Source organism: Dellaglioa sp. CoH-55-MRSF-8, from assembly GCF_056782195.1.
In genome coordinates, this window is sequence record NZ_JBXAYH010000001.1 from 187,459 (window position 1) to 209,126 (window position 21,668).

Genomic DNA, 21,668 nt, shown 5'->3' on the forward strand with positions numbered 1-21,668 from the left:
TTATGATGGAAAAAGAAAATTTAAAGAAGTTAATTGATGTTGCTGCTGGCCGAATTCCTGCTGATTTAGTCTTAACTAATGGCAAAATTATTGATGTTTATAATGCACAGGTAATGACTGGGGATGTCGCAATTGTTGATGGCCTTATTGCTGGAATCGGTGGCCAATATGATGGGGATAAGACGGTTGATGTTCATGGTCAATATATTTCACCAGGATTTATTGATCCACATATTCATATAGAATCTGCCTACGTTGGACCAGAAGAGTTTGGCCGTTTAATAACGCCGCATGGGACAACAACGGTCATGGCAGATCCACATGAAATTGTGAATGTAGCGGGCCTAGTTGGACTCGACTATATGATTAATGCAGCTAAAGAAACAGCCCTTAATATCCAATACATGCTGCCTTCATGCGTTCCAGCAACAAAAATGGAAAATTCTGGAGCGGTTATTTCGGCCAAAGACATGATTAAACCACTCACGAATAATGAGACAAGTGGCTTAGCTGAATTTATGGATTTCCCTGGTGTGATTAATGCTGAGAGTGATATTTTAGATAAATTACTGGTCGCAAAAAATTTAAATAAACGAATTGATGGGCATAGTCCTCAAGTTTATGACAAAGATTTAAATGCCTATATTGCCGCAGGAATTCAAAATGATCATGAATGCTCAACCCTTGAAGAAATGCAAAATCGATTAAGCCGTGGTATGTACGTCTTCCTACGTGAAGGATCTGTCACGCATAATTTAAGAACACTATTAAAAGGTGTCACAACCACTAATTCTAGAAGGGCCATTCTATGTGGAGATGATGTCCAAGCGAAAACAATTATTGAAAAGGGTCATTTAGATAATAGTTTGAAAATTTGTATCGAAGAAGGTATAGATCCTTTAGTTGCCATTCAAATGGCGACACTTAATACCGCTGAGTGTTGTGAGCTTAAAGATAGAGGTGCTATTGCACCTGGACTTAGAGCAGACTTAACAATTATTAGTGATTTAACGGATATGCTAATTTCAAGTGTCTATATTGCTGGTGAAAAAGTTGCTGAAGAGGGAAAATATTTACTAGAAACTAAAAGCTATACAATTGATAGTGTCCAATCGTCAGTCCATTTAGCTAACTTTAGTCAAGAAAAATTAGTTCTGCCTCTAACAAGTAATAGAGTTCATGCAATTGAAGTAATTCCTAACGAAGCAATTACAATAGATAGAGAAATTAATGTTAGTCGTGATGAACTAGGTAATTTTATCTACGATTCAAGTATTCCAGTTTCTAAAATTTCAGTTATTGAACGGCACCATGAAACGGGAAATATTTTCACGGGTGTCTTGAAAGATTACGGTATTAAACATGGGGCAATTGCTATTTCTATTGCACATGATTCACATAATTTAATTACAACAGGAACTAATGATCAAGATATGGCGTTGGCAATTGAGACTTTGAAAGATATTCAAGGTGGGATGGTCCTGACAAAAGATAACAAAGTTTTAATATCAATTCCATTGCCAATTGGCGGATTGATGAGTGACCAATCTGGAGAATGGATATCAGAACAGCTTGAACTATTTAATAAAGTTGCTTATAGAGAGCTCGGCATTAATGATACGGTGGATCCTGTGATGACATTAAGCTTTATGTCGTTAGCGGTGATACCGGAATTGAAAATAACTGATATGGGTTTAATTAATATCAATGAATTTAAATTTGAAGATGTTAGTGTGTAAGTCTGTTAAATCAATGATGAACGGTTGCCTTTATATTAAAATTATTGATAATTAGTTTTATTTAAAAAATGAAAGTTTTATCTGATGATTAAATGTGCTAAAATGTACCTGTATTAAAAAATGCAATACAGACGTATTGTAATTTATCTAGGAGGACTTCAAATGTCATTAGTAAATGGTACAAGTATGTTTAACGCTGCTCGTGAAGGTCATTACGCTGTTGGTGCTTTTAACACAAACAACTTAGAATGGACTCGCGGTATTCTTGCTGCAGCCCAAGAAAAAGGTGTTCCAGTTTTAATCCAAACATCAATGGGTGCTGCAAAATATATGGGTGGATATGAATTAGCTTTACACCTTGTTCAAGACACTATTAAATCAATGGGTATCACTGTTCCCGTTGTTATGCATTTAGATCATGGTGATTTTGAAGCTGCTAAAGAATGTATCGAAGTTGGTTACAACTCAGTTATGTTTGATGGTCATGATTTACCATTTGCAGAAAACTTAGAAAAAACAAAAGAAATCGTTGCTTTAGCACATGCTAAAGGTATCTCAGTTGAAGCAGAAGTTGGTTCAATTGGTGGAGAAGAAGATGGAATTGTCGGAGCTGGTGAATTAGCTGACGTTAACGAAGCTAAAGAACTTGCTGCAACAGGAATCGACTACTTAGCTTGTGGAATTGGTAATATTCATGGCCAATACCCAGCTAACTGGACTGGTTTAAACTTCGATCGCTTAGCTGAATTAGCTGCTGTAATCGAACAACCACTTGTATTACATGGTGGTTCAGGTATTCCTAAAGACCAAATCCAAAAAGCTATTAAAATGGGTGTTTCAAAAATCAACGTTAATACTGAATGTCAATTAGTATTCGCTGCTGCTACTCGTAAATATATTGAAGAAGGTAAAGACCAACAAGGTAAAGGTTATGACCCTCGTAAATTATTTGCACCAGGTACAAAAGCAATCACTGATCTTGTTGAAGATCGTATTGAATGGTTCGGTACAAGCGCAGCTAAATAATTTATTATTTAGTTCTTTCAAAAAGAGTTTTCAAAATCGTTATGATTTTGGAAACTCTTTTTTTGTGTCTTGAGAATTGAATGGTCATGGAATTATTAATAAAAGCTAGTTTAATTGGTTATTTGTAAACGTTTGCAATATAATGGAGAAGTACCTAAAACAGACAGAAAAGGGGATACTATGAAAAAAATAATTAATGATCCAAAAAATATTGTAAGTGAAATGGTTAATGGGTTAGTTAAGGCTTATCCACAATACCTACGTAAAATTGATAGTACGGAAGCTATGGTTAGAAGTGATGTGGCATCGATGGAAGATAAAGTTGGACTCATTAGTGGTGGTGGAAGTGGACATGAACCTGCCCATGCTGGTTTTGTAGGTCCCGGTATGTTGTCAGGTGCAGTTGCTGGACAAGTTTTTACTTCACCCACGCCAGACCAAATTTATGAAGCAATCAAAGCTGCTAATCACGGTAAAGGTGTTTTCTGTATTGTGAAAAATTACTCCGGCGATGTCATGAATTTTGATATGGCCAAAGAATTTGCTGAAATAGATGAAATTAAAGTGAAATCAATTGTTGTAGATGATGATATTGCAGTTGAAGATAGTCTATATACACAAGGAAAACGTGGTGTTGCGGGAACAGTGTTCATGCATAAAATATTGGGTGCTGCTGCAGATCAAGGAGCTACATTAGATGAAATAGATGAACTTGCTAAAAAAGTGATGCCAAATATTAAAACAATTGCGATTGCATTGAGTGGTGCGACCGTCCCAGAAGTTGGTAAACCAGGATTTGAACTTGCAGATGATGAAGTTGAATATGGCGTAGGAATTCATGGTGAACCCGGATATCGTCGTGAAAAATTAAAACCTTCTAAGGAATTGGTTGAAGAGTTACTAAGTAAACTAAAAGTTGCATTTGATATGAAATCTGATGATAAATATGCCGTTTTAGTTAACGGATTAGGAGCAACACCGTTAATGGAACAATATATTTTTATGAACGATACGCTTGATCAATTAAATAATAAAAAAGTCGATGTCGCATTTACAAAGGTCGGTAATTATATGACATCATTAGATATGGCTGGAATTTCTTTGACATTATTTAAAATTGAAGATGATAAATGGCTTTCTTATTTAAATTATACGGTAGATACAATCGCTTGGTAAGAGGAGATAATAAAATGCTAACAATTGAAAATACAACAGAATGGTTCCAGATTTTTTCAGAGAAAATAAGTGAAAATAAAGCTTATTTGAGTGAGCTAGATACACCAATTGGTGATGGAGACCACGGAAATAATATGGCTCGTGGTGCCGAAACAATTCAAGATTTATTAAAAAATCAAAAATTTGAATCCTTATCAGACTTATTTAAAAGTGTCGCAATGGCCTTTATTAAATCTGTTGGTGGTGCTTCTGGGCCACTTTATGGAACGGCTTTTATTGAAATGTCTAAATTAAGTAAAGAAACAAATGATCCAGCTAAATTAATAGCTGCGGGACTAGATGGTATTAAAAGACGCGGTGATTCAGATGTTGGAGCTAAAACCATGATTGATGTTTGGAATCCAGTTTTAGGGGATATTAAAATGAAGCAAATAACAGTTGAAAAAATACAAGCAGATGTTGAAGCAACCAAAGAGCTTGTTGCAACAAAGGGACGTGCATCATATCTCGGAGAACGTTCTGTCGGTCATGTTGATCCAGGAGCTATGTCGAGTGGCTATTTATTTGAGGCATTACTGGAAACGGGGGTGCTAGTATGACATATGGGGTTGTAATTGTATCGCATGTTCCTGAAATTGCAGAAGGTATCAAGCGACTATTAGATCAAGTTGCAGCAAGTGTCTCAATCACAACAGCTGGTGGGACTGATGATAACGGAGTTGGTACATCATTTGATAAAATCCAAGCAGCTTTTGACGAAAATAGTGCCGATGAGTTGTTAGCTTTTTATGATTTAGGAAGTGCTAAGATGAATTTAAATATGGTCATGGAATTCACAGATAAAAAAGTTCATCTGTACGATACAGCTTTAATCGAAAGTGCTTATACTGCTGCATCTCTTTTAGAGGCTGATGTTAAATTAGCTGATATTGAGGTTCAACTTGAAGCGTTAAAAATTAAATAGCGTAAAAAAATAACGTTAATCTTAATGATTAACGTTATTTTAGTTAGTCTATAAAGCTAAAGTAATTGCGATAAAGGCCAGTAATGCAGGTAATCCTTGTACTAAAATTATTTTTTTTGCAGATGTTAAACTACCAAAAACAGCAGCAATAAAAACAAATCCTGTAAAAAGCAACAACATTGATTTAAGCGCAGCACCAGTTAGAATGAAAAGTACAATCATTAGACCGATACTAATAAAACCATTGTATAGCCCTTGATTAGCCATTAATACTTTTGATTCTTTCTGATTTAAAAATTCTGGTCTTAATTCAAAGGCTTTTTGAGCGATTGAACTAGTTGAGAAAAATAGTTCAAGAATCATAATAAATAAGTGTTCAAGTGCAACAATCCAAGATAATATAAGTGCAATTAACATAGAAATCTCCCCTTAATCGTTATGGATATAGTATAACGTAATGTAATTGGTAGCACAATCAATCGATTTAATCGCTTACAATGAGAATGCTTTAATATTCAAAAAAAAGACTTATGACAGTGAGTTATTTTGTGTAACATTATATTTTATTAAAGTTATTAAGGAGAATGATATATGCCAACAAATGCAAAAGAAGGAATTATTTTTACAACATTAATGTGCTCGATGATGGTTTTCGTTATGAGTGCATACAATTTATTATTAGTCGGAAAACTAGGTCTTGTGACGTTATTACTTGGATTCATTCCTGGTTTTATTGTTGCTTTTATCTTAGATGTTTTAGTTGTCGGTAAAATTGCGATGGCAATTGCTGATAAGTTACCTCTTAATCATGATAAAATGTGGCAAATGATTCTCGCAATCTCAGGAATGATGATTTGTGGAATGGTCGCTTTTATGTCACTTTATGGGTTACTTATTGAAGGTGGTATGCCTGCTCATTTCTGGTCTGCTTATCTTTCTACTGTTGGACACAATATTATTGTTGCGGTACCGTTACAACTAATTATTGTTGGACCAATTTCAAGAAAAATTTTAAGCATGATTCATGCAAAAGATGAAGCTAAAAGAGTCACACAATAATCGTTTATATTTATAGAAGATTCACCAGTAAAATGGTGAATCTTCTTTTAGTAAAGGCTTGTATTGGAATGACATCGCCTAAAGGGGTTATAATGTAGTTGTTCATTTGAAATAACTTTGACTATAACTTCAAAATACAAAGGAGATTATATTTATGAAAGATTTTCAATTTAAAAATACAACTGATATTCGATTTGGTTCAGATCGTATCGAAACAGAATTACATGATGCGGTTGCACAATTTGGTCCCAATGTATTATTAACATATGGTGGTGGATCAATTAAACGTTCAGGTTTATATGACAAAGTAAAGAAAATTTTGAGTGATTTAAATGTTGTTGAATTAGCAGGAATCGAACCAAACCCTAAAGTGGGTTCAGTTCGTGAAGGTCAAAAGTTAGCTAAAGAAAATAAAATTGATGTTATTTTAGCTGTCGGTGGTGGTTCTGTTGTTGATGCTTCAAAAATGATTGCTTCAGCAGCATTTTATGAAGGAGATCCTTGGGATTTATCATTAGACCCCTCAAAACGTTTCAAAATTGATCAATTACCTTTTGTCGATATTTTAACGTTAGCAGCTACTGGTACTGAAATGAATGCTGGATCAGTTATCTCAAATCCAGAAACAAATGAAAAAATAGGTAGTTTTGGTCCCAAAACACCAGCTGTTTCATTCTTGGATCCAGCATTAACAATGAGTGTTTCAAAATGGCAGACTGCTGCTGGTTCAATTGATATTTTCTCTCATTTGACAGAGCAATACTTTGATAAAGAAAAAAATAATGATGTTTCTGACGGTATGATTGAAGGTATCATGCGAACAGTTATTAAATGGGCACCAATTGCAGTTGCGGAACCTGATAACTATGATGCTCGTGCTAATTTAATGTGGTCATCAACAATGGCATTAAATGGTATTATGCGATTAGGTTATCAAGATGGCTGGACATCCCATTCTATTGAACATGAGTTATCAGCGTACTACGATATTACTCATGGTGTTGGGCTAGGTATTATAACACCTCGTTGGATGAAATTCGTTTTATCTGCGGATACGGTTTCTAAGTTTGCTAAATTTGGTCGCAATGTTTGGCATATTCAAGATGATGATGACCAAGTCGTTGCTGATAAAGCTATTCAATCAGTTTATGACTGGGTTAAATCGTTAGGTGTACCAACAACGTTACCCGGTGTTGACATCAATGAAGAAACAAACTTTAAAGTAATGGCTGAATCAGCTGTTAGAGTTGGAAAATTAGATAGTGCTGTTTATGTTGATATGTCAGTAAATGATGTTATTGATTTATACAAAGCTTCAATGACAACTGAAAGTTTCGAATAAAGTAGTAAAAGCATCTCTGTTTAGAGATGCTTTTTTTGTGCCATAAATCGAAAATTTGTTTTATGATATAAAATTCGGTATGCTAAATAGTAAGGGGTTACAAATTTAGAACAGAAAGAGGGCCTTTATGATAAATAGGATGAAACCACAAGTTATTCAATTTTTATTAATGTTAATTGGGTTAGAAATGATTGCAATAAGTATTAATTTTTTCTACGCACCACAAGAAGTTGCGGTTGGTGGTGCAACTGGTATTGCAATCCTTTTAGAAACAGCTTTTAATTGGAACGTTTCGATTGTATTATTGAGCATTAACATGGCGCTATTGATCTTGGCTTATTTTATGTTAGAGCGTTCAACGACTAAAAAAATTATGATTGGTAGTTTTGTATTACCGTTATTTTTAGCGATTACGCCTCAAATAAATATTGTCGAGGATAGATTATTAGCTGTTATTGTCGGTGGCGCAGTTTTTGCGGTGGGAATATCAATTCTCTATCGAATTGATGCATCCAGTGGTGGAACAACGGTTCCACCACTAATAATCAAAAAATATTTCAATATTAAACCTGCAACCAGTCTATTAATAATTGATGGTATTGTGTGTTTTTTCAATATATTTGTCTCGGGTTCTGAAGCATTTATTTTAGCGATTTTTTCTTTAATAATCACGTATTTAATTATGAATTATATTGAAACGGGATTGGACCGTAAAAAAGTTTTATATGTGATGAGTACAGAAGAGGGATTAAAAAAATTAAAAGAAGATATTAATACAACTATAGATAGAGGTCTAACAATCTTTGATGCTAAAGGTGGTTATTCAGGTGAAAGCAAAGAAATGTTGATGATTATTGTTGAAAATCAAAATTATCAACAAATGTTAAATAAGGTGCATACGATTGATCCAAATGCATTTATCATCGTATATAATATCGCAGAAGTTCATGGCGCAAATTTGTCTGGGATTGAATAGGAGATTTTGACATGTACTTAATGAATTGGTTTAATGGCACGGATTATTTTTGGCTAGGGATGACTGATAAAGGATTGAGTTTTGTTGGGTCGCCTAATGGGTTAAGAAGTGAAATTGAAATATTTTATCCAAGAACTAAATTCGAAGAGAATGACAAGATTTTTAAAAGTATAATTGAAGAACTACAAGCCTATTTTGACCATGAAATTCAAAAATTTACGATCCCCGTTGATTTTAATTTGAGTGGGACGATGCTGCAAAAAGAAATTTGGGGACAACTTCAACTTATTCCATACGGTGAAACGAGAACGTATTCTGAGTTAGCTTTAGAAGTTGATTATCCTAAAGCAATTCGCGCTGTTGCTAGTGCAGTTGGTCGTAATCCTATATTAATTGTAATACCTTGTCATCGTATTTTAAGAAAAGATGGCAGCTTAGGGGGTTATCGCGGTGGGATTAATATGAAAAAGCAACTACTAGAAATAGAACGCAAATAAAAAACCGACATTACAAGGGGAGGCAATGTCGGAAAAGGGTAAGGGTGATTAACTTCGGGGAAAGTTGATCATCTTATTTAATTTATTCGGGGAAATAAATTAAAATTAAAAGTTATTAATTAAGGTATGAAGTTATTCTAACAAGTAAATGTGAAGAAAATATGACGTTAAAAAGAAAAACTATAAATGTAAAAAAAACACCACTACTTTTAAAAGTAGTGGTGAGAAAATACTAATCTATTCGAGACTCTGGGGGGAGTAGGTTAGATCTAGATGAAAAATTAAACTAAAATATAATCGTATTTTTTTATAGTAGAATTAAGTTACACACAAAGTATCTTGTGTGTATATTTATAGTATACGGCTTTATTTATTAAAACATAGGCATGTGACAGTTTTGTTAGTTTACAATTAACATTGTAAGGTGATATGAAATTTGATTTGGAGGAAGGTATTTTGAATTTTATAGAGAAAGTGAAAATGACCAAAACGGTTTTAGTTGAGTGGAATACGCCAAGCACGCTTAATCTGGATAATTTTTTTAAAGGTGCTAGCGCACTAATGAAATTAGATATTGACGCATTATCAATTACGGATAATCCTTTAGGGATGCCCCGCGTTTCAAATATATTATTGGGATATAAACTTAGTGAAAAACAGATTCCAGTAATCCTACATTTAACAACACGGGATTACAACTTAGTCGGATTAGAATCTAAATTAATGGGATTAAGTGCTGTTGGTTTAAATAATTTAATGATTATTAAAGGGAATCCTACAAAAATACAAGGTGCCACAAATGTCTATGATTTAACATCGCAACAATTAATTACAACAATTAAAAAAATGAATCAAGGAATATCGCCATCTAATCGTGAATTAAATAGTAAATCACAATTTAAAGTTGGTGGGGCATTTAATATTAATGCGATAAATTTAGATTTTGAATTTGAAGATATTAATCGAAAAATTCATTCAGGAGTAGATTATATTATCACGCAACCGGTATTTGATATGACAAATGTTCAGCGATTAAAAGATTGGATCACCATTAATGAAGTGGCTATACCTATTTTTATCAGTGTAATGCCGATACTTTCATTTGAGCGTGCTCAATTTATTCAAGATAACGTTCAGGGTATTGAACTACCAAATAAGTTTATGGCAGAATTGAAACAAGCGGCGTTGCAAAATGATGAACGTAAGGTCGGTATTGCAGCTTCGCAAAATTTAATTGAATCGTTATCAAACCTTTTTAATGGTGTTCATATAGTGACGCCAGGTTCAGACTATCAAGCAATCATTGAAATTATGCAAGGCCAATAAAAAAAATCCACTACCTGGGAGAGGTAATGGATTAAAAGGAGTAGGGATAATTAATATTCGGGAAGAAATTAATTATCATTTTAATTTGTTTGGGAGAACAAATTAAAGTTAAAAGTTATTTAATTAAGGTATGTTTATATAATAACAAGTAATTATGAAGAAAGTGTGACGAAATTATGTTAAATAAAAGAGAATAAAGAAGTTAGGTATATTTAGCGTATAAGCATTGATAAAGTTAGGTTTTGAAAGAGTAAATACTTATTTTTAGGCAAAAAAAAACGACATCGTAACATAAGTTACAGTGTCGAAAAGGGTAAAACAGTCAAAATCAATTGGGGGATTGATTTTGGTATTCAGTCCTTGGGGGAGGTACTGAATAAGTTTTATTGATTAGGTTACTCATTTAATATAACAAGTATATACCGAAAATGCAAGGGGTAAATTAAATAAAATTAAAAATAAAATTATTAATACCAATTTATCACTTTTCGCGGTAACATATTAATAGAATTAAATTAAATTGGCCTTTTTAATCGTATTGGGTAAGTGGTCAAGTGAAGCTGGGGATTTTTTTATGTATATGGAAGATTTTTTAGATGGGCAGGAAAGAACTTTTAACCAAATACTAGAACTATTACAAACACATGGTGGTTATTTAAGTAAGAAAAAATTAATGGAATTACTCCAAATATCTGGTAATTCTTTACGAATGTACCTAAAAAATATTGAAATAACGCTTGAGGAAGCTACCGCTTCAGGTCATGTTCATTTTGAAGTGAGCGCTAATAACGTTGAATTTGAAGTAGATGGTACGACAAATTTATCGAATATTAGTACTGATTTTTTAAGAGAATCGTATAAATACAAAATAATAATGTATTTGTATGCGAATGAAACATTGAATTTAATTGATCTTGAGAACGAATTACATATCAGTGGGTCGTCAATAACAAGGTGAATTAAAGAATTAAATGAAACGTTAGCAGGATTTGATCTAAAAATTAAAAATCGACGATTAGTTGGGACTAAAATTCAACTGAATTATTTTTATTACCTTTTTTTCATTAGGGTGGTTCCATTCACTGATCGCGAAGAACTCTTATCTAGAAATGAGACGATTAACGATTACGTTAATGTTTTAGATGAACAATATGACTTAGGATGGAAAGACGACGAGAAACTTAGAGTTTTTCTATGGCTTAAAATTTATATTCGAATTAATTCATATAAAGAGCAACATGTTCAGACATTAACGCCTATTTCTCGTGAATTAATCAAAAATAATCTCGCATACAGTAAAGTTAAATTAAGTCTTTTTAGATTTTTAAAAAAATATTCACTTTCCTTTTCTGAAGAAGATGCTGTTGGGTTCTATTACTTTTTAATTGGATTTGATTTAATTAAAAACGATTCTGAATTATATGTTCAAATTAAAGATGACGATATTGATAAAAAAACACCCATCAATAGTGCAATTAGTCTTTTTTGGAGTGATATTGAGAAATATACTTACTTCAAACGGGATTCAAAAATTTCTTATAATTTATTTAATTCATACAGCAAATTAGCCATATTTAAAGGTGAAAGTTTTAGTTATAATCGAACAATTATGGAATTTAATCGTAAATCATTAGAACGAGAAGACTTTTCGCAGATCATTCAAAAATTATTGACGGCGTATCAATCTGTTACACAGTTCGATGGCTTAAATTCGCCAGATGATTTATATTATCTACAAAATCAGTATTTATATATCTTGAATATTTTAAACTTCGAGTTTGATGACGTTTTAAAAATTGGCTTATTAATTAATCGTGATCCAATTATGGAAAAACTAACCGTAATCATTATGGAACGTGTTTTAAGCAGCGTTTTAAACGCTCAAGTAGAAATTTATCAAGAAGGTAAAGAATATGATTTAATTGTGACAAATAGGATGGGTGTTAACCAAGATCAATTTAATTCACCATTATATGTGATGTCAGAAATTGGTGTTAGTTCAGATCAAGTTATTACTGATGTCGTAAATGAAATTTTAGAAATTGATAAGGTTAGAAAAATTAACACGCAAAGCTTGGAGGAAAAATAATGAAGTATGTCATTATCGGCGGAACGCACGCAGGGATAGCTGCCGCTAGAACAATTTCAAAATCAGATCCAAATGCCGAAGTAATTATTATGGAAATGAAAGATAGCGTTAGCTATATCTCATCTGGAATTAATTTGTTATTTGATGGGGTTATTGATAACTTAGAAGAAGCGAGTTATGCGACACCTGCTGCGTTAGAGTCTGAAGGTATTAAATTGATGCTTGGTACTGAAGTGTTGCACGTTAGTACGGAGGATAAACGTTTATACTTTGTTAATGCAGATAAACAATACAGTTACAGCAACTATGACAAATTAATTTTAGCTAATGGGTCTAAGGTTGTTAAACCACATATTAAAGGGATAGATAATGAAAATGTTGTTTTTTATAAAAATTTAGAAGAATCAAAAAAGGCTATGGAACAGTTGTGCCCAACTAATAGGCGTATTTTAATTGTTGGTGCAGGATTAGTGGGGCTTGCATTAGCTAGCTCAATTTATGAGGGACGTAAAGGCGAAAAAGTTGATGTTACAGTAGTTGAAGCTATGGGAGGTGTTTTGACACGGTACGTAGATCAAGAAATTGGTAATCGGATAATTGATGATTTAAGAGAAAAAGGGATAAAGATTGTATTAAAAAATGATGTTCATGCTATTAATGTGGATGAGAATAACAAAATAGTTAGCGTTTCGACAACTGACCAAGAAATCGCCTGTGATTTAGTCGTTTTTTCGGTTGGATTAAAACCTAACAATGATTTTTTGAGAGACGCTGTTGAACTTAATCAAAATAATACCATTAAAATCAATGATTACATGCAGACAAGTGATAAAGACATCTATGCAGCAGGTGATAATGCCGGATTTAAACAAACTGTCAGCCAACGTCGAGAGTATCAACCTCTTGTTAATAACGCTATTAAAGGTGCAATTGTGGCGGCGTATAACTGTACGGGTCTATTTAGTCCTGTTAAAGTTGAAACGACGCAAGGAACAGCGGGGATGAACTTATTCGGTCATTATTTAGCAACGACAGGTGTCACTGAAGAAAACGCACCATATATCGGATTGGATGTTCTATCCAATACAATTGAAAATAAGATTCAATATGATTACGTTAAAAATGGTTCCAAAATACTTATAAAAGTTGTGTACAGGAAAGATACTGAAGTCATTGTTGGTGCACAAATTTATTCGAAACATGATATTTTAGATATGATTAATATCATGTCAGTAGCTATTAATATGCAAATGACGATGGCTAAATTATCATCAATGGATTTTTATTTTAATCCTGAATACAATAAAGCGTTAAATACTTTAAATGAAGTTGCCCTTACGAGAAGGACAAAAGACCGTCATATCAGTAAATAAGCTGTAAATGTCAAAATTTGCGAGTTAACCCTCAAATATTAATATTTTTTATGGGGAATTACATGGCATAATAAGTCTTGTAAATAAATGATTCAAAGAGTTTATTGATTAGGACACAGAATATCGAAGAGAAAATTTAGTGTGGGGACGCTTGTTTTCTAAAAAGTTGGTTGCTTAATATAATTAAGCAACTTTTTTTTTGTCTAAAAAATAAAATTGGTATAGATGTTTAATTTATTTTCTAAAGCCTTGTATACACGTTTTTCACTTGATTTGTATTTGATTTGAATTTTTTTGGTCTAACCTGTATGATAGTTTTTATAAGAAAAAAAGGGGATAAAAAATGAAAAGTTATTTACAGAGAATGGGACGTTCGTTAATGTTGCCTATCGCAGTACTACCGGCAGCAGCATTACTGGTTGGAATTGGAACTTGGTTGCCACAAGATTGGTTTGCGGCGGCATTTATGCAGGCCGGCGGAAACGCAATTCTAGGTAATCTAGCATTATTATTTGCTGCTGGTTTAGCTTTAGGAATGTCGACTAACAAGGATGGCGCAGCTGCGTTAGCTGGTGTTGTTGCATTTGAAATTCCAGTTAAAATGTTGGAACCGACTTCGGTTGCGGCTTTATTAGGAGTAAAAGTAACAGATGTTGATCCTGCATTTAGTTCTATCAGTAGTAATGTGTTTATTGGGATTATTGCCGGATTAATTGCGGCAGCAATGTATAATCGTTTCCATAGTGTGAAGTTACCAATGGCTATTTCATTCTTTAGTGGGAAACGATTAGTACCCATTATGTCAGCATTGGTAATGATTTTTGTTACCTTAGCTTTATTATTTGCATGGCCAGTTGTTTATGCTTGGTTAGTTGCATTTGGTAAGTTTATGGTTGGACTTGGATGGGTTGGAGCTGGTTTATACGGATTCTTCAACCGGCTTTTAATTCCAACCGGATTACATCAAGCGTTGAATTCAGTATTTTGGTTCGACGTTGCTAAAATTAATGATATCGGGAACTTTTGGAGTAATACAGGAATTAAAGGAACTACAGGTATGTACATGGCAGGATTTTTCCCAATCATGATGTTTGGGCTACCAGCTGGTGCGTATGCCATTTATCGAAATGCTTTACCTGAACGTAAAAAAGAAGTTGGCTCATTGATGCTAGCTGGTGCATTTGCATCATTTTTCACAGGCGTGAGTGAACCTTTAGAATTTTCATTTATGTTCGTTGCATGGCCTTTATACGTCATTCATGCGGCATTAACCGGGTTATCTTTAGCTTTTGCCGCATTTATGCACTGGACAGCTGGATTTACATTTAGTGCGGGCTTAGTTGATTACGTCTTGAGTATACGTGTACCAATGGCTAATATGCCACTAATGCTGTTGGTACAAGGTGTTGTGATGGCAATTATTTATTACACACTATTCAATTTTGCCATTAAGAAATTTAACTTAATGACACCAGGTCGCGAACCAATTACTGAAGATATTCAACTATCGCCTGAATTAGGGGATGACAAATATGCACGACAAGCTCAAATTGTTTACGCTGCTATTGGTGGTAAAGATAATTTAACAGTCGTTGATAATTGTACAACCCGTCTTCGTCTACAAGTTAAAGATACAAGCCATATTAATGAAGATGCACTTAAAGCATCAGGTGCTGCTGGGTTTAAAGTTATCGATAAAACAAATATTCAAGTCGTTATTGGAACTGAAGTTCAATTTGTTGCTGACGAGCTTGGTAAGTTATATGAGTCAAAGGCTGATTCTATTTCATTAAGTAATGAAAAGTTACAGGCTGAGACGGATAAATCAAGCGCTACAGCTAATCATAATGATTCAACGGTTATTGGTAGTGAAACGTTTTATACGGTTGCAGAGGGCGAATTAATGTCTATTTCGGATGTTAAAGATGCTACCTTTGCTGAAAAAATGTTGGGTGATGGTTATGCAGTCGAACCAGCTAATGGCGAAATTTATACACCGGTTGCTGGTAAAGTAGCAAGTATCTTTCCAACGAAACATGCAATTAGTATCACGACTGAAACGGGATTAGAAGTCCTATTACACATGGGAATTGATACCGTTCAATTAGAAGGTAAACCTTTTGAAGTGACTATTTCTGAAGGCGAAACTCTTAAACCAGGTGACTTAGTTGCGCGAGTTGATTTAAACGCAATTAAAGCTGCTGGTAAGGAAACAACGATGATGGTCGTTTTAACGAATATGGATAAAGTGTCTAATATAACGTTTGATCATTTGAATGAGACAGTTAAAGCCAATGAAGTTTCGGCAATTGTTCAAACTAAATAAGAATAAATGAAGCAGGCCAAAACTTTTGGTCTGCTTTTTTGGTATAGGTAGCTGGTTTATAAAAAAGCTTATATATAATAATATGACTCATTTAATAAGTTGTAATTGGTATTGGCAAACCGGCATGGTATAGTGACTGTAAGCGCATCATAAAATGAAGGAGGCCATTTAAATGAATCCCTATTATTTAACGTTATTGGAAAAAAGATTTCCGACTAAACAAAGTATTGTCACTGAAATTATTAATTTAGAGGCCATTCTTAATCTACCCAAAGGAACGGAGCATTTTGTTAGTGATGTTCACGGTGAATATAACGCATTTCAACATGTTTTAAGAAATGGTTCAGGAAATGTTAAACAAAAAATTCAAGAAATTTTTGAAGGCCGTTTGACTGAAGAGAGTATACAGGACTTTGCAATCTTAATTTATTATCCAGAAGAAAAACTAATTGCTAAAAAACAACAATTCACTTCACAACCTGAATTGGAGCAGTGGTATTTAGATACCATTGCCAGAATGATAGAGTTGTTACAAAAGACAGCAACAAAATATTCCCGTTCGAAGGTACGAAAGGCACTATCACCTGATTTTATGTATATAACAGAGGAATTATTATATAGTAATTCCAATGAACTTGATCAAAAAGATTATTATAATCGTATAATAGAAAATTTAATTAAATTAAATCAAGCAGAAGCATTTTTAACGGCTACAGCGTATACGATTCAAAGGTTAATCGTTGACCATTTACACGTAATTGGGGATATTTTTGATCGTGGTCCTGCGCCAGATAAAATTATGAAGACACTTCTTGATTATCATTCAGTTGACATTCAATGGGGAAATCATGATATTTTATGGTTAGGTGGTGCTGCTGGCTCGCCTTTATGTATCGCTAATTTATTGCGAATTTGTGCTAGATATAATAATTTAGCTATTGTTGAAGATGCATATGGGATTAATTTACGCCATTTAGCAACATTTGCCGATAAAACGTATCAAGATAATCCAGCATTTTCACCGAAAGTTAATTCAGCACAAGAAAAAATCAAAGAAGACGAACGACTTTTAATGACCAAAATACACCAGGCAATCGCTATTATTCAATTTAAATTAGAAGGACAGATTATTAAAAGACGTCCTGATTTTGATATGGCAAATCGTGCGATTTTAGAAAAGATTTGGAACAAAGGGTCAAAAATAGAAATCGATGGGAAACATTATTCACTACAAGATACTTGTTTTCAAACAGTTGATTGGGCAGATCCGTATAAATTAACAGATGATGAGTCAGAAATAATGGATAAATTAGTAGAATCATTTATCCATGCGACTAAATTACGAGAACATCTAGATTTTATGATGGCACGTGGTAGTATGTTTAAACGATATAATGGGAACTTGTTAGTTCACGGCTGTATTCCAGTTACACAAGAAGGTAAATTGGAGGGCTTTGAGCTAAAAGGGAAAGCATATGCAGGACCAGAATTATTAGCTTTTTTTGAAGATAATTTACGTAAAAGCTATGCTAAACCTAAAAAATCTACTGACCTTGAAACTGATTTACTTTGGTATTTATGGCAAGGACCCAAATCGCCTTTATTTGGGAAACATGCGATGAAAACTTTTGAACGTTACTTTATTAATGATGAAGAAGTTCAAGTTGAGATACCAAATGCGTATTACAAATTACGACATGATGAAGCATTTTGTCGTCATATATTAGAAGAATTCGGGCTTAATCCAGATAACGGTAAAATAATTAATGGGCATACACCAGTTAAGCGTGGGCACAAGCCGGTTATGGCCAATAAAAAGATGATTGTGATTGATGGTGGTTTCTCAAAAGCTTACCAATCAACTACTGGAATTGGTGGATATACGCTGCTCTCTAATTCATATGGCTTACAATTAGTTGCTCACCAACCCTTTACGTCTAAGTGGGATTCAATTGAAAATGGGACAGATATTATTTCAGTGAAACGAATTATTGATAGTGAAGTTAAAAGACAAACAATTGCTGAAACTGATATGGGAAAAGAACTTGCTAGTCGTGTTGTAGAATTAAAAAAATATTTACAGAGTAAATAAAAAATCTTACTGAAAAGTAAGATTTTTTATTTAGGTTATGATTTTCTGTGTAAAAGGAGAAAAGTAAGCCAGCAAATATTAGTGTGTAAATGTAAAAAAGATTGCGGTATACTAGTGGTAAGCGTTTTCTTTTAGCGTGTAAGGGAGTAGTGATAACTTGGGAGATCGAAAAAATGATATTTATAATCTTTTAAAAAATAAGGAAATAGCGATGGATGCGACACAGATTGCAGACGAGCTTAATTGCAATCGCGCAAATGTGAGTCGTTATTTGAATGATTTATATAAAAATGGTGACGTTACAAAAAGTGATGGGCGCCCTGTTCTCTATCAGTGGGCATCACTTGAAGAAAAAGAAACACGTCAAAAAGAAATTAATGATAAAAGTGTTAAAGAGATGAGTTTCAAAAAGTTAATCGGGTCTAATGATTCATTAAAGGTTATGATCCAACAAGCCGAAGCAGCCATTTTATATCCACCAAGAGGACTACACACAATTATTTTTGGTGAAACGGGAACGGGTAAATCTTTGTTTGCTGAATGTATGTATCAGTTTGCATTAGAATCAGAAATGGTGAAGGCTGATGCGCCTTTTATCCGGTTTAATTGTGCGGATTATGCGAATAATCCACAGTTACTTTTTGCGCATATATTTGGTGTTAAAAAAGGGGCCTACACAGGTGCTGATCAAGATAAAAAAGGATTAATGGATAAAGCTAACGGTGGTATTTTATTCTTAGATGAAATTCATCGATTACCTCCTGAGGGACAAGAAATGCTCTTTACCTTTATTGATAAGGGGTTTTATCGGCCTTTAGGAGAGTCTTCAATTACTAAAGAAGCGAGTGTACAGATTATTGGGGCAACGACTGAAACGTCAGAAAATTTTTTGAGCACATTTAATCGACGTATTCCAATGGCAATTACATTACCGCCTATCTCAAAACGAACAATTGATGAACGTTATGGGATAGTCATGAATTTTTTTGAACAAGAAGTCGGTAGATTGAGCCAAGATATTATTGTTGAGCGAGATGCGATGCTTGCATTAATGTTATACGAGCCTGAAGCAAATATTGGTCAAATTCAGAGGGATATTAAAGTTGTTTGTGCAAAGGCCTTCTTGTATTTTAGAACGCATGAAACGGCTTCGTTATATATCAGATTAAAAGACTTACCATTGAATGTTCAAAAAGGACGTTTGGAAGGTAAATCCAAATATAAAAAAATTGATGTCTTAATGGAACGTTTAGCGAAACGAACAAATGAAAAAAATACAAAAGTTGTGACTTTTAAAAATAGCGAAACGGTAGAAAAAAACGATCAAAAACCAACGGTTTATGAAACAATTGATAAAAAAGTGAGTGAAACTGATAAACAGAATTTTAAATCACTAAATCTTAAAACGTTAATCGATTCAGATGATAAAGGTTATTTTAAAGATTACATTGAACAATTATCGGGTGAAGGCGTTCGAAAAGAGTTACTACCAGATGATATTTGGACGGTTACCAATGAAGTTTATGACTTAGCCCAGAATAAATTAGGGCAAAAATATAATGAAAATGCACGATTTGCATTTGGATTACACCTTGTTAGTGCTATTGAAAGAATCAGGAAAAATGTCGCAATTATTCATCCTGATTTAAATAATTTACGACAAAAAAATCCAAAAGCCTTTCGTGTTGCACTGGAAATGGCAGATAAAATTGAACATGAATTTGATATTGAAATTCCATTAGATGAAATTGGATTTATTACAATGTTTTTGAGCTCTGATTTAAGTGTTAAGAAACAACAAAATGAAATTAAAGTCGGTATCATCGTGCTAATGCACGGGGCATCAACGGCTTCTTCTATGTTACAGACAGCACAAGAATTACTTGGTACAACAAAGGGAAAAGCAATTAATATGCCACTTGATGTAAATGTTTCGGAAATTTATGATCAAGTACGAGATTATGTACTGGATAGTCAGGAACAATTGAAAAAAGGGTTATTACTTTTAACTGACATGGGCTCTTTAACTAGTTTTGCATCAATGTTAGGTGAAGAAACAGGGATTAATATTCGAGCTGTTTCAATGACGAGTACGTTAGTTGTGCTTGAATCATTAAGAATTGCGATTGCCGGTCGTGAACTAGAAGATATTTACGCAAATGCACAACATATTTTTGAATCGTCTGTAAAAGAGCAGTTTTTCCATATGCATCCTAGGAAAAAAGCAGTTATCGTAGCTTGTTTTACCGGCGAAGGTGTCGCCGCAAGATTATATGATCGTATTATGCCAATTGTAAACGAAGACGAAGTTAAAGTAATTCGGATGCAATATTTAGAAAAAGATGCATTTAAAAAGCACATTAATACATTAATGCGCGATTATGATGTGAAGGCAATTGTTGGTACCGTCGAGGTTTCTTACCAAAGAGTGCCATTCTTTTCTGCTTTAGATATCTTTAATGATGAAACCTTACAAGTTTTGCAGCGGATGTTGTCTGATAACGACTTAACGCGAGAAACAATTAATGCATTGGAAGGTAGTATTAATTCAGTTAATTCTGTCCCAGATTTAATTCATACTATTCAAACCATGATTATTAAAATTTAATCAGATTTACAGATTGTTCTTGATCCAGAGATTATCGTAGGGATCATGATGCATCTAGCATTTCTAGTAGATTCAAGATTGAAAAATCAATCAATTAAACCGTTTAAGAATGTCCAAGAATTTTCAGCTGAGAATCATTTACAGATGGAAATAGTTAAAACGGCCCTGATTATTGTTGAAAAAATGTATAATATTAAGATTTCAGATGATGAAGTTGCCTATATTGTCCAAATTTTTATGGGTAATACGTTGAATAAAGTCAGTGTGTAATAGTGACTAGTAGTGTGCAAATAAAATAAAAGACCATCGAAAGCGCTTTCTTAAAGCCTTTTCGATGGTCTTTATTTTTGGCATGGAACTTGCGTATATAAGAGTATAAATAGAAAAAGGAGTGGCAAATTATGAAAACGATTATGTTAGTTTGTTCAGCGGGTATGAGTACAAGTTTATTGGTGTCAAAAATGCAAAAGGCTGCAGAAGCAGAGAACTATGATTCAGAAATCTTTGCAGTTGGTGCTTCAGAGGCAGATTCAATGCTTGAATCAAAACCAGTTGATATTTTAATGTTAGGCCCACAAGTTCGTTTTATGAAAGATGAATTTGAAAAAAAGGTTGCTGACAAAAATATTCCGGTAGAAGTTATCAATATGCAAGATTACGGCATGATGAATGGCGAAAAAGTTCTTGCAACAGCTAAAAGCTTAATTAAATAAAAAATAAAAGGGGTAATCAGATATGAACGAAAATGATGCACAAATGCAAACAATCATGGGGCTGATTGTTAATGGTGGAAACGCTAAAAGTGATTCTATGGAAGCAATTCACGCCGCTAAAAAAGGCGATTTTGAAACCGCAGCTGCTAAGTTAGCTGATGCTGACAAATCACTCATTGAAGCACATCATTCTCAAACAGCCATGTTAACGCAAGAAGCTTCAGGGGATCCGGTACCAGTTAGTTTATTAATGGTTCATGGACAAGATCATTTAATGAATGCGATTACATTTAGAGACTTAGCTGGTGAGGTAGTAGATCTATACAAAAAAATAGGATAAGTACTAAACTTTAAGGAGGAAC

The 21,668-nt window shown here is 33.7% G+C and carries 17 protein-coding genes and 2 pseudogenes; 18 read left to right on the forward strand and 1 reads right to left on the reverse strand.

The genetic code is table 11. The annotated features are described in order from the left end of the window. Nucleotides 1–5 precede the first annotated feature (5 nt). The 5 genes from ade (at nt 6) to dhaM (ending at nt 4,905) form a co-directional block, all read left to right on the forward strand. Nucleotides 6–1,739 (forward strand): adenine deaminase, encoded by a 1,734-nt coding sequence (gene ade / locus AC1RPW_RS00885; RefSeq protein ID WP_481761144.1) that lies wholly within the window; start codon nt 6–8, stop codon nt 1,737–1,739. 162 nt (nt 1,740–1,901) lie between these two features. Then, nucleotides 1,902–2,765, forward strand: a complete 864-nt coding sequence (fba, locus tag AC1RPW_RS00890) for a class II fructose-1,6-bisphosphate aldolase (protein ID WP_481760998.1) — start codon at nt 1,902–1,904, stop codon at nt 2,763–2,765. 180 nt (nt 2,766–2,945) lie between these two features. After that, nucleotides 2,946–3,941: a dihydroxyacetone kinase subunit DhaK gene (dhaK, locus tag AC1RPW_RS00895; protein ID WP_481760997.1), complete on the forward strand. Its 996-nt coding sequence runs from the start codon at nt 2,946–2,948 to the stop codon at nt 3,939–3,941. Nucleotides 3,942–3,955: 14 nt separating this feature from the next. Continuing rightward, nucleotides 3,956–4,540 (forward strand): dihydroxyacetone kinase subunit DhaL, encoded by a 585-nt coding sequence (gene dhaL / locus AC1RPW_RS00900; RefSeq protein ID WP_481760996.1) that lies wholly within the window; start codon nt 3,956–3,958, stop codon nt 4,538–4,540. Then, the gene (gene dhaM / locus AC1RPW_RS00905; protein ID WP_481760995.1) at nt 4,537–4,905 is read left to right on the forward strand and encodes a dihydroxyacetone kinase phosphoryl donor subunit DhaM; all 369 of its coding nucleotides are present in this window, start codon (nt 4,537–4,539) and stop codon (nt 4,903–4,905) included. Before dhaL ends, dhaM begins: the two co-directional genes overlap by 4 nt. A gap of 48 nt (nt 4,906–4,953) precedes the next feature. On the opposite strand, the gene AC1RPW_RS00910 is transcribed toward dhaM, so the two are convergent. Next, entirely contained in the window at nt 4,954–5,322 is a 369-nt protein-coding gene (locus tag AC1RPW_RS00910; protein ID WP_409021750.1) for a DUF1304 domain-containing protein, read from the reverse strand. A 174-nt stretch (nt 5,323–5,496) separates the two neighbouring features. Between AC1RPW_RS00910 and AC1RPW_RS00915 the strand changes: the two genes are divergently transcribed. The 13 genes and pseudogenes from AC1RPW_RS00915 to AC1RPW_RS00975 all read left to right on the forward strand — a co-directional run bounded on the left by AC1RPW_RS00915 (nt 5,497) and on the right by AC1RPW_RS00975 (nt 21,646). Then, the gene (locus AC1RPW_RS00915; RefSeq protein WP_481760994.1) at nt 5,497–5,964 is read left to right on the forward strand and encodes a DUF2798 domain-containing protein; all 468 of its coding nucleotides are present in this window, start codon (nt 5,497–5,499) and stop codon (nt 5,962–5,964) included. 154 nt (nt 5,965–6,118) lie between these two features. Next, a complete protein-coding gene (locus AC1RPW_RS00920) occupies nt 6,119–7,306 on the forward strand; it encodes an iron-containing alcohol dehydrogenase (RefSeq protein ID WP_481760993.1) in 1,188 nt (395 codons plus the stop codon). Between the two features lie 139 nt (nt 7,307–7,445). Next, nucleotides 7,446–8,282 carry a YitT family protein gene (locus tag AC1RPW_RS00925; protein WP_481769375.1) on the forward strand — a complete coding sequence of 279 codons (837 nt, stop codon included), beginning with the start codon at nt 7,446–7,448 and terminating at the stop codon, nt 8,280–8,282. A gap of 11 nt (nt 8,283–8,293) precedes the next feature. Continuing rightward, nucleotides 8,294–8,779 (forward strand): methylated-DNA--[protein]-cysteine S-methyltransferase, encoded by a 486-nt coding sequence (locus AC1RPW_RS00930; protein WP_481760991.1) that lies wholly within the window; start codon nt 8,294–8,296, stop codon nt 8,777–8,779. 456 nt (nt 8,780–9,235) lie between these two features. Then, nucleotides 9,236–10,105 (forward strand): methylenetetrahydrofolate reductase, encoded by an 870-nt coding sequence (locus tag AC1RPW_RS00935; RefSeq protein WP_481762168.1) that lies wholly within the window; start codon nt 9,236–9,238, stop codon nt 10,103–10,105. A gap of 709 nt (nt 10,106–10,814) precedes the next feature. After that, nucleotides 10,815–11,156 (forward strand): annotated as a pseudogene (locus AC1RPW_RS00940) (helix-turn-helix domain-containing protein); the annotation flags it as partial. Between the two features lie 18 nt (nt 11,157–11,174). After that, the gene (locus AC1RPW_RS00945) at nt 11,175–12,194 is read left to right on the forward strand and encodes a hypothetical protein (protein WP_481761150.1); all 1,020 of its coding nucleotides are present in this window, start codon (nt 11,175–11,177) and stop codon (nt 12,192–12,194) included. Further along, nucleotides 12,194–13,567 carry an FAD-dependent oxidoreductase gene (locus tag AC1RPW_RS00950; RefSeq protein WP_481760989.1) on the forward strand — a complete coding sequence of 458 codons (1,374 nt, stop codon included), beginning with the start codon at nt 12,194–12,196 and terminating at the stop codon, nt 13,565–13,567. Before AC1RPW_RS00945 ends, AC1RPW_RS00950 begins: the two co-directional genes overlap by 1 nt. Nucleotides 13,568–13,910: 343 nt before the next feature. Then, nucleotides 13,911–15,893, forward strand: coding sequence for an N-acetylglucosamine-specific PTS transporter subunit IIBC (nagE, locus tag AC1RPW_RS00955; RefSeq protein ID WP_481760988.1), 1,983 nt, complete (start codon nt 13,911–13,913; stop codon nt 15,891–15,893). A 172-nt stretch (nt 15,894–16,065) separates the two neighbouring features. Next, entirely contained in the window at nt 16,066–17,985 is a 1,920-nt protein-coding gene (locus AC1RPW_RS00960) for a fructose-1,6-bisphosphatase (RefSeq protein ID WP_481760987.1), read from the forward strand. A gap of 157 nt (nt 17,986–18,142) precedes the next feature. After that, nucleotides 18,143–20,863: pseudogene (locus AC1RPW_RS00965) on the forward strand (sigma-54-dependent transcriptional regulator). Between the two features lie 131 nt (nt 20,864–20,994). Further along, nucleotides 20,995–21,306, forward strand: a complete 312-nt coding sequence (locus AC1RPW_RS00970; RefSeq protein WP_409021738.1) for a PTS sugar transporter subunit IIB — start codon at nt 20,995–20,997, stop codon at nt 21,304–21,306. A gap of 22 nt (nt 21,307–21,328) precedes the next feature. Next, entirely contained in the window at nt 21,329–21,646 is a 318-nt protein-coding gene (locus AC1RPW_RS00975) for a PTS lactose/cellobiose transporter subunit IIA (protein ID WP_481760986.1), read from the forward strand. Nucleotides 21,647–21,668 lie beyond the last annotated feature (22 nt).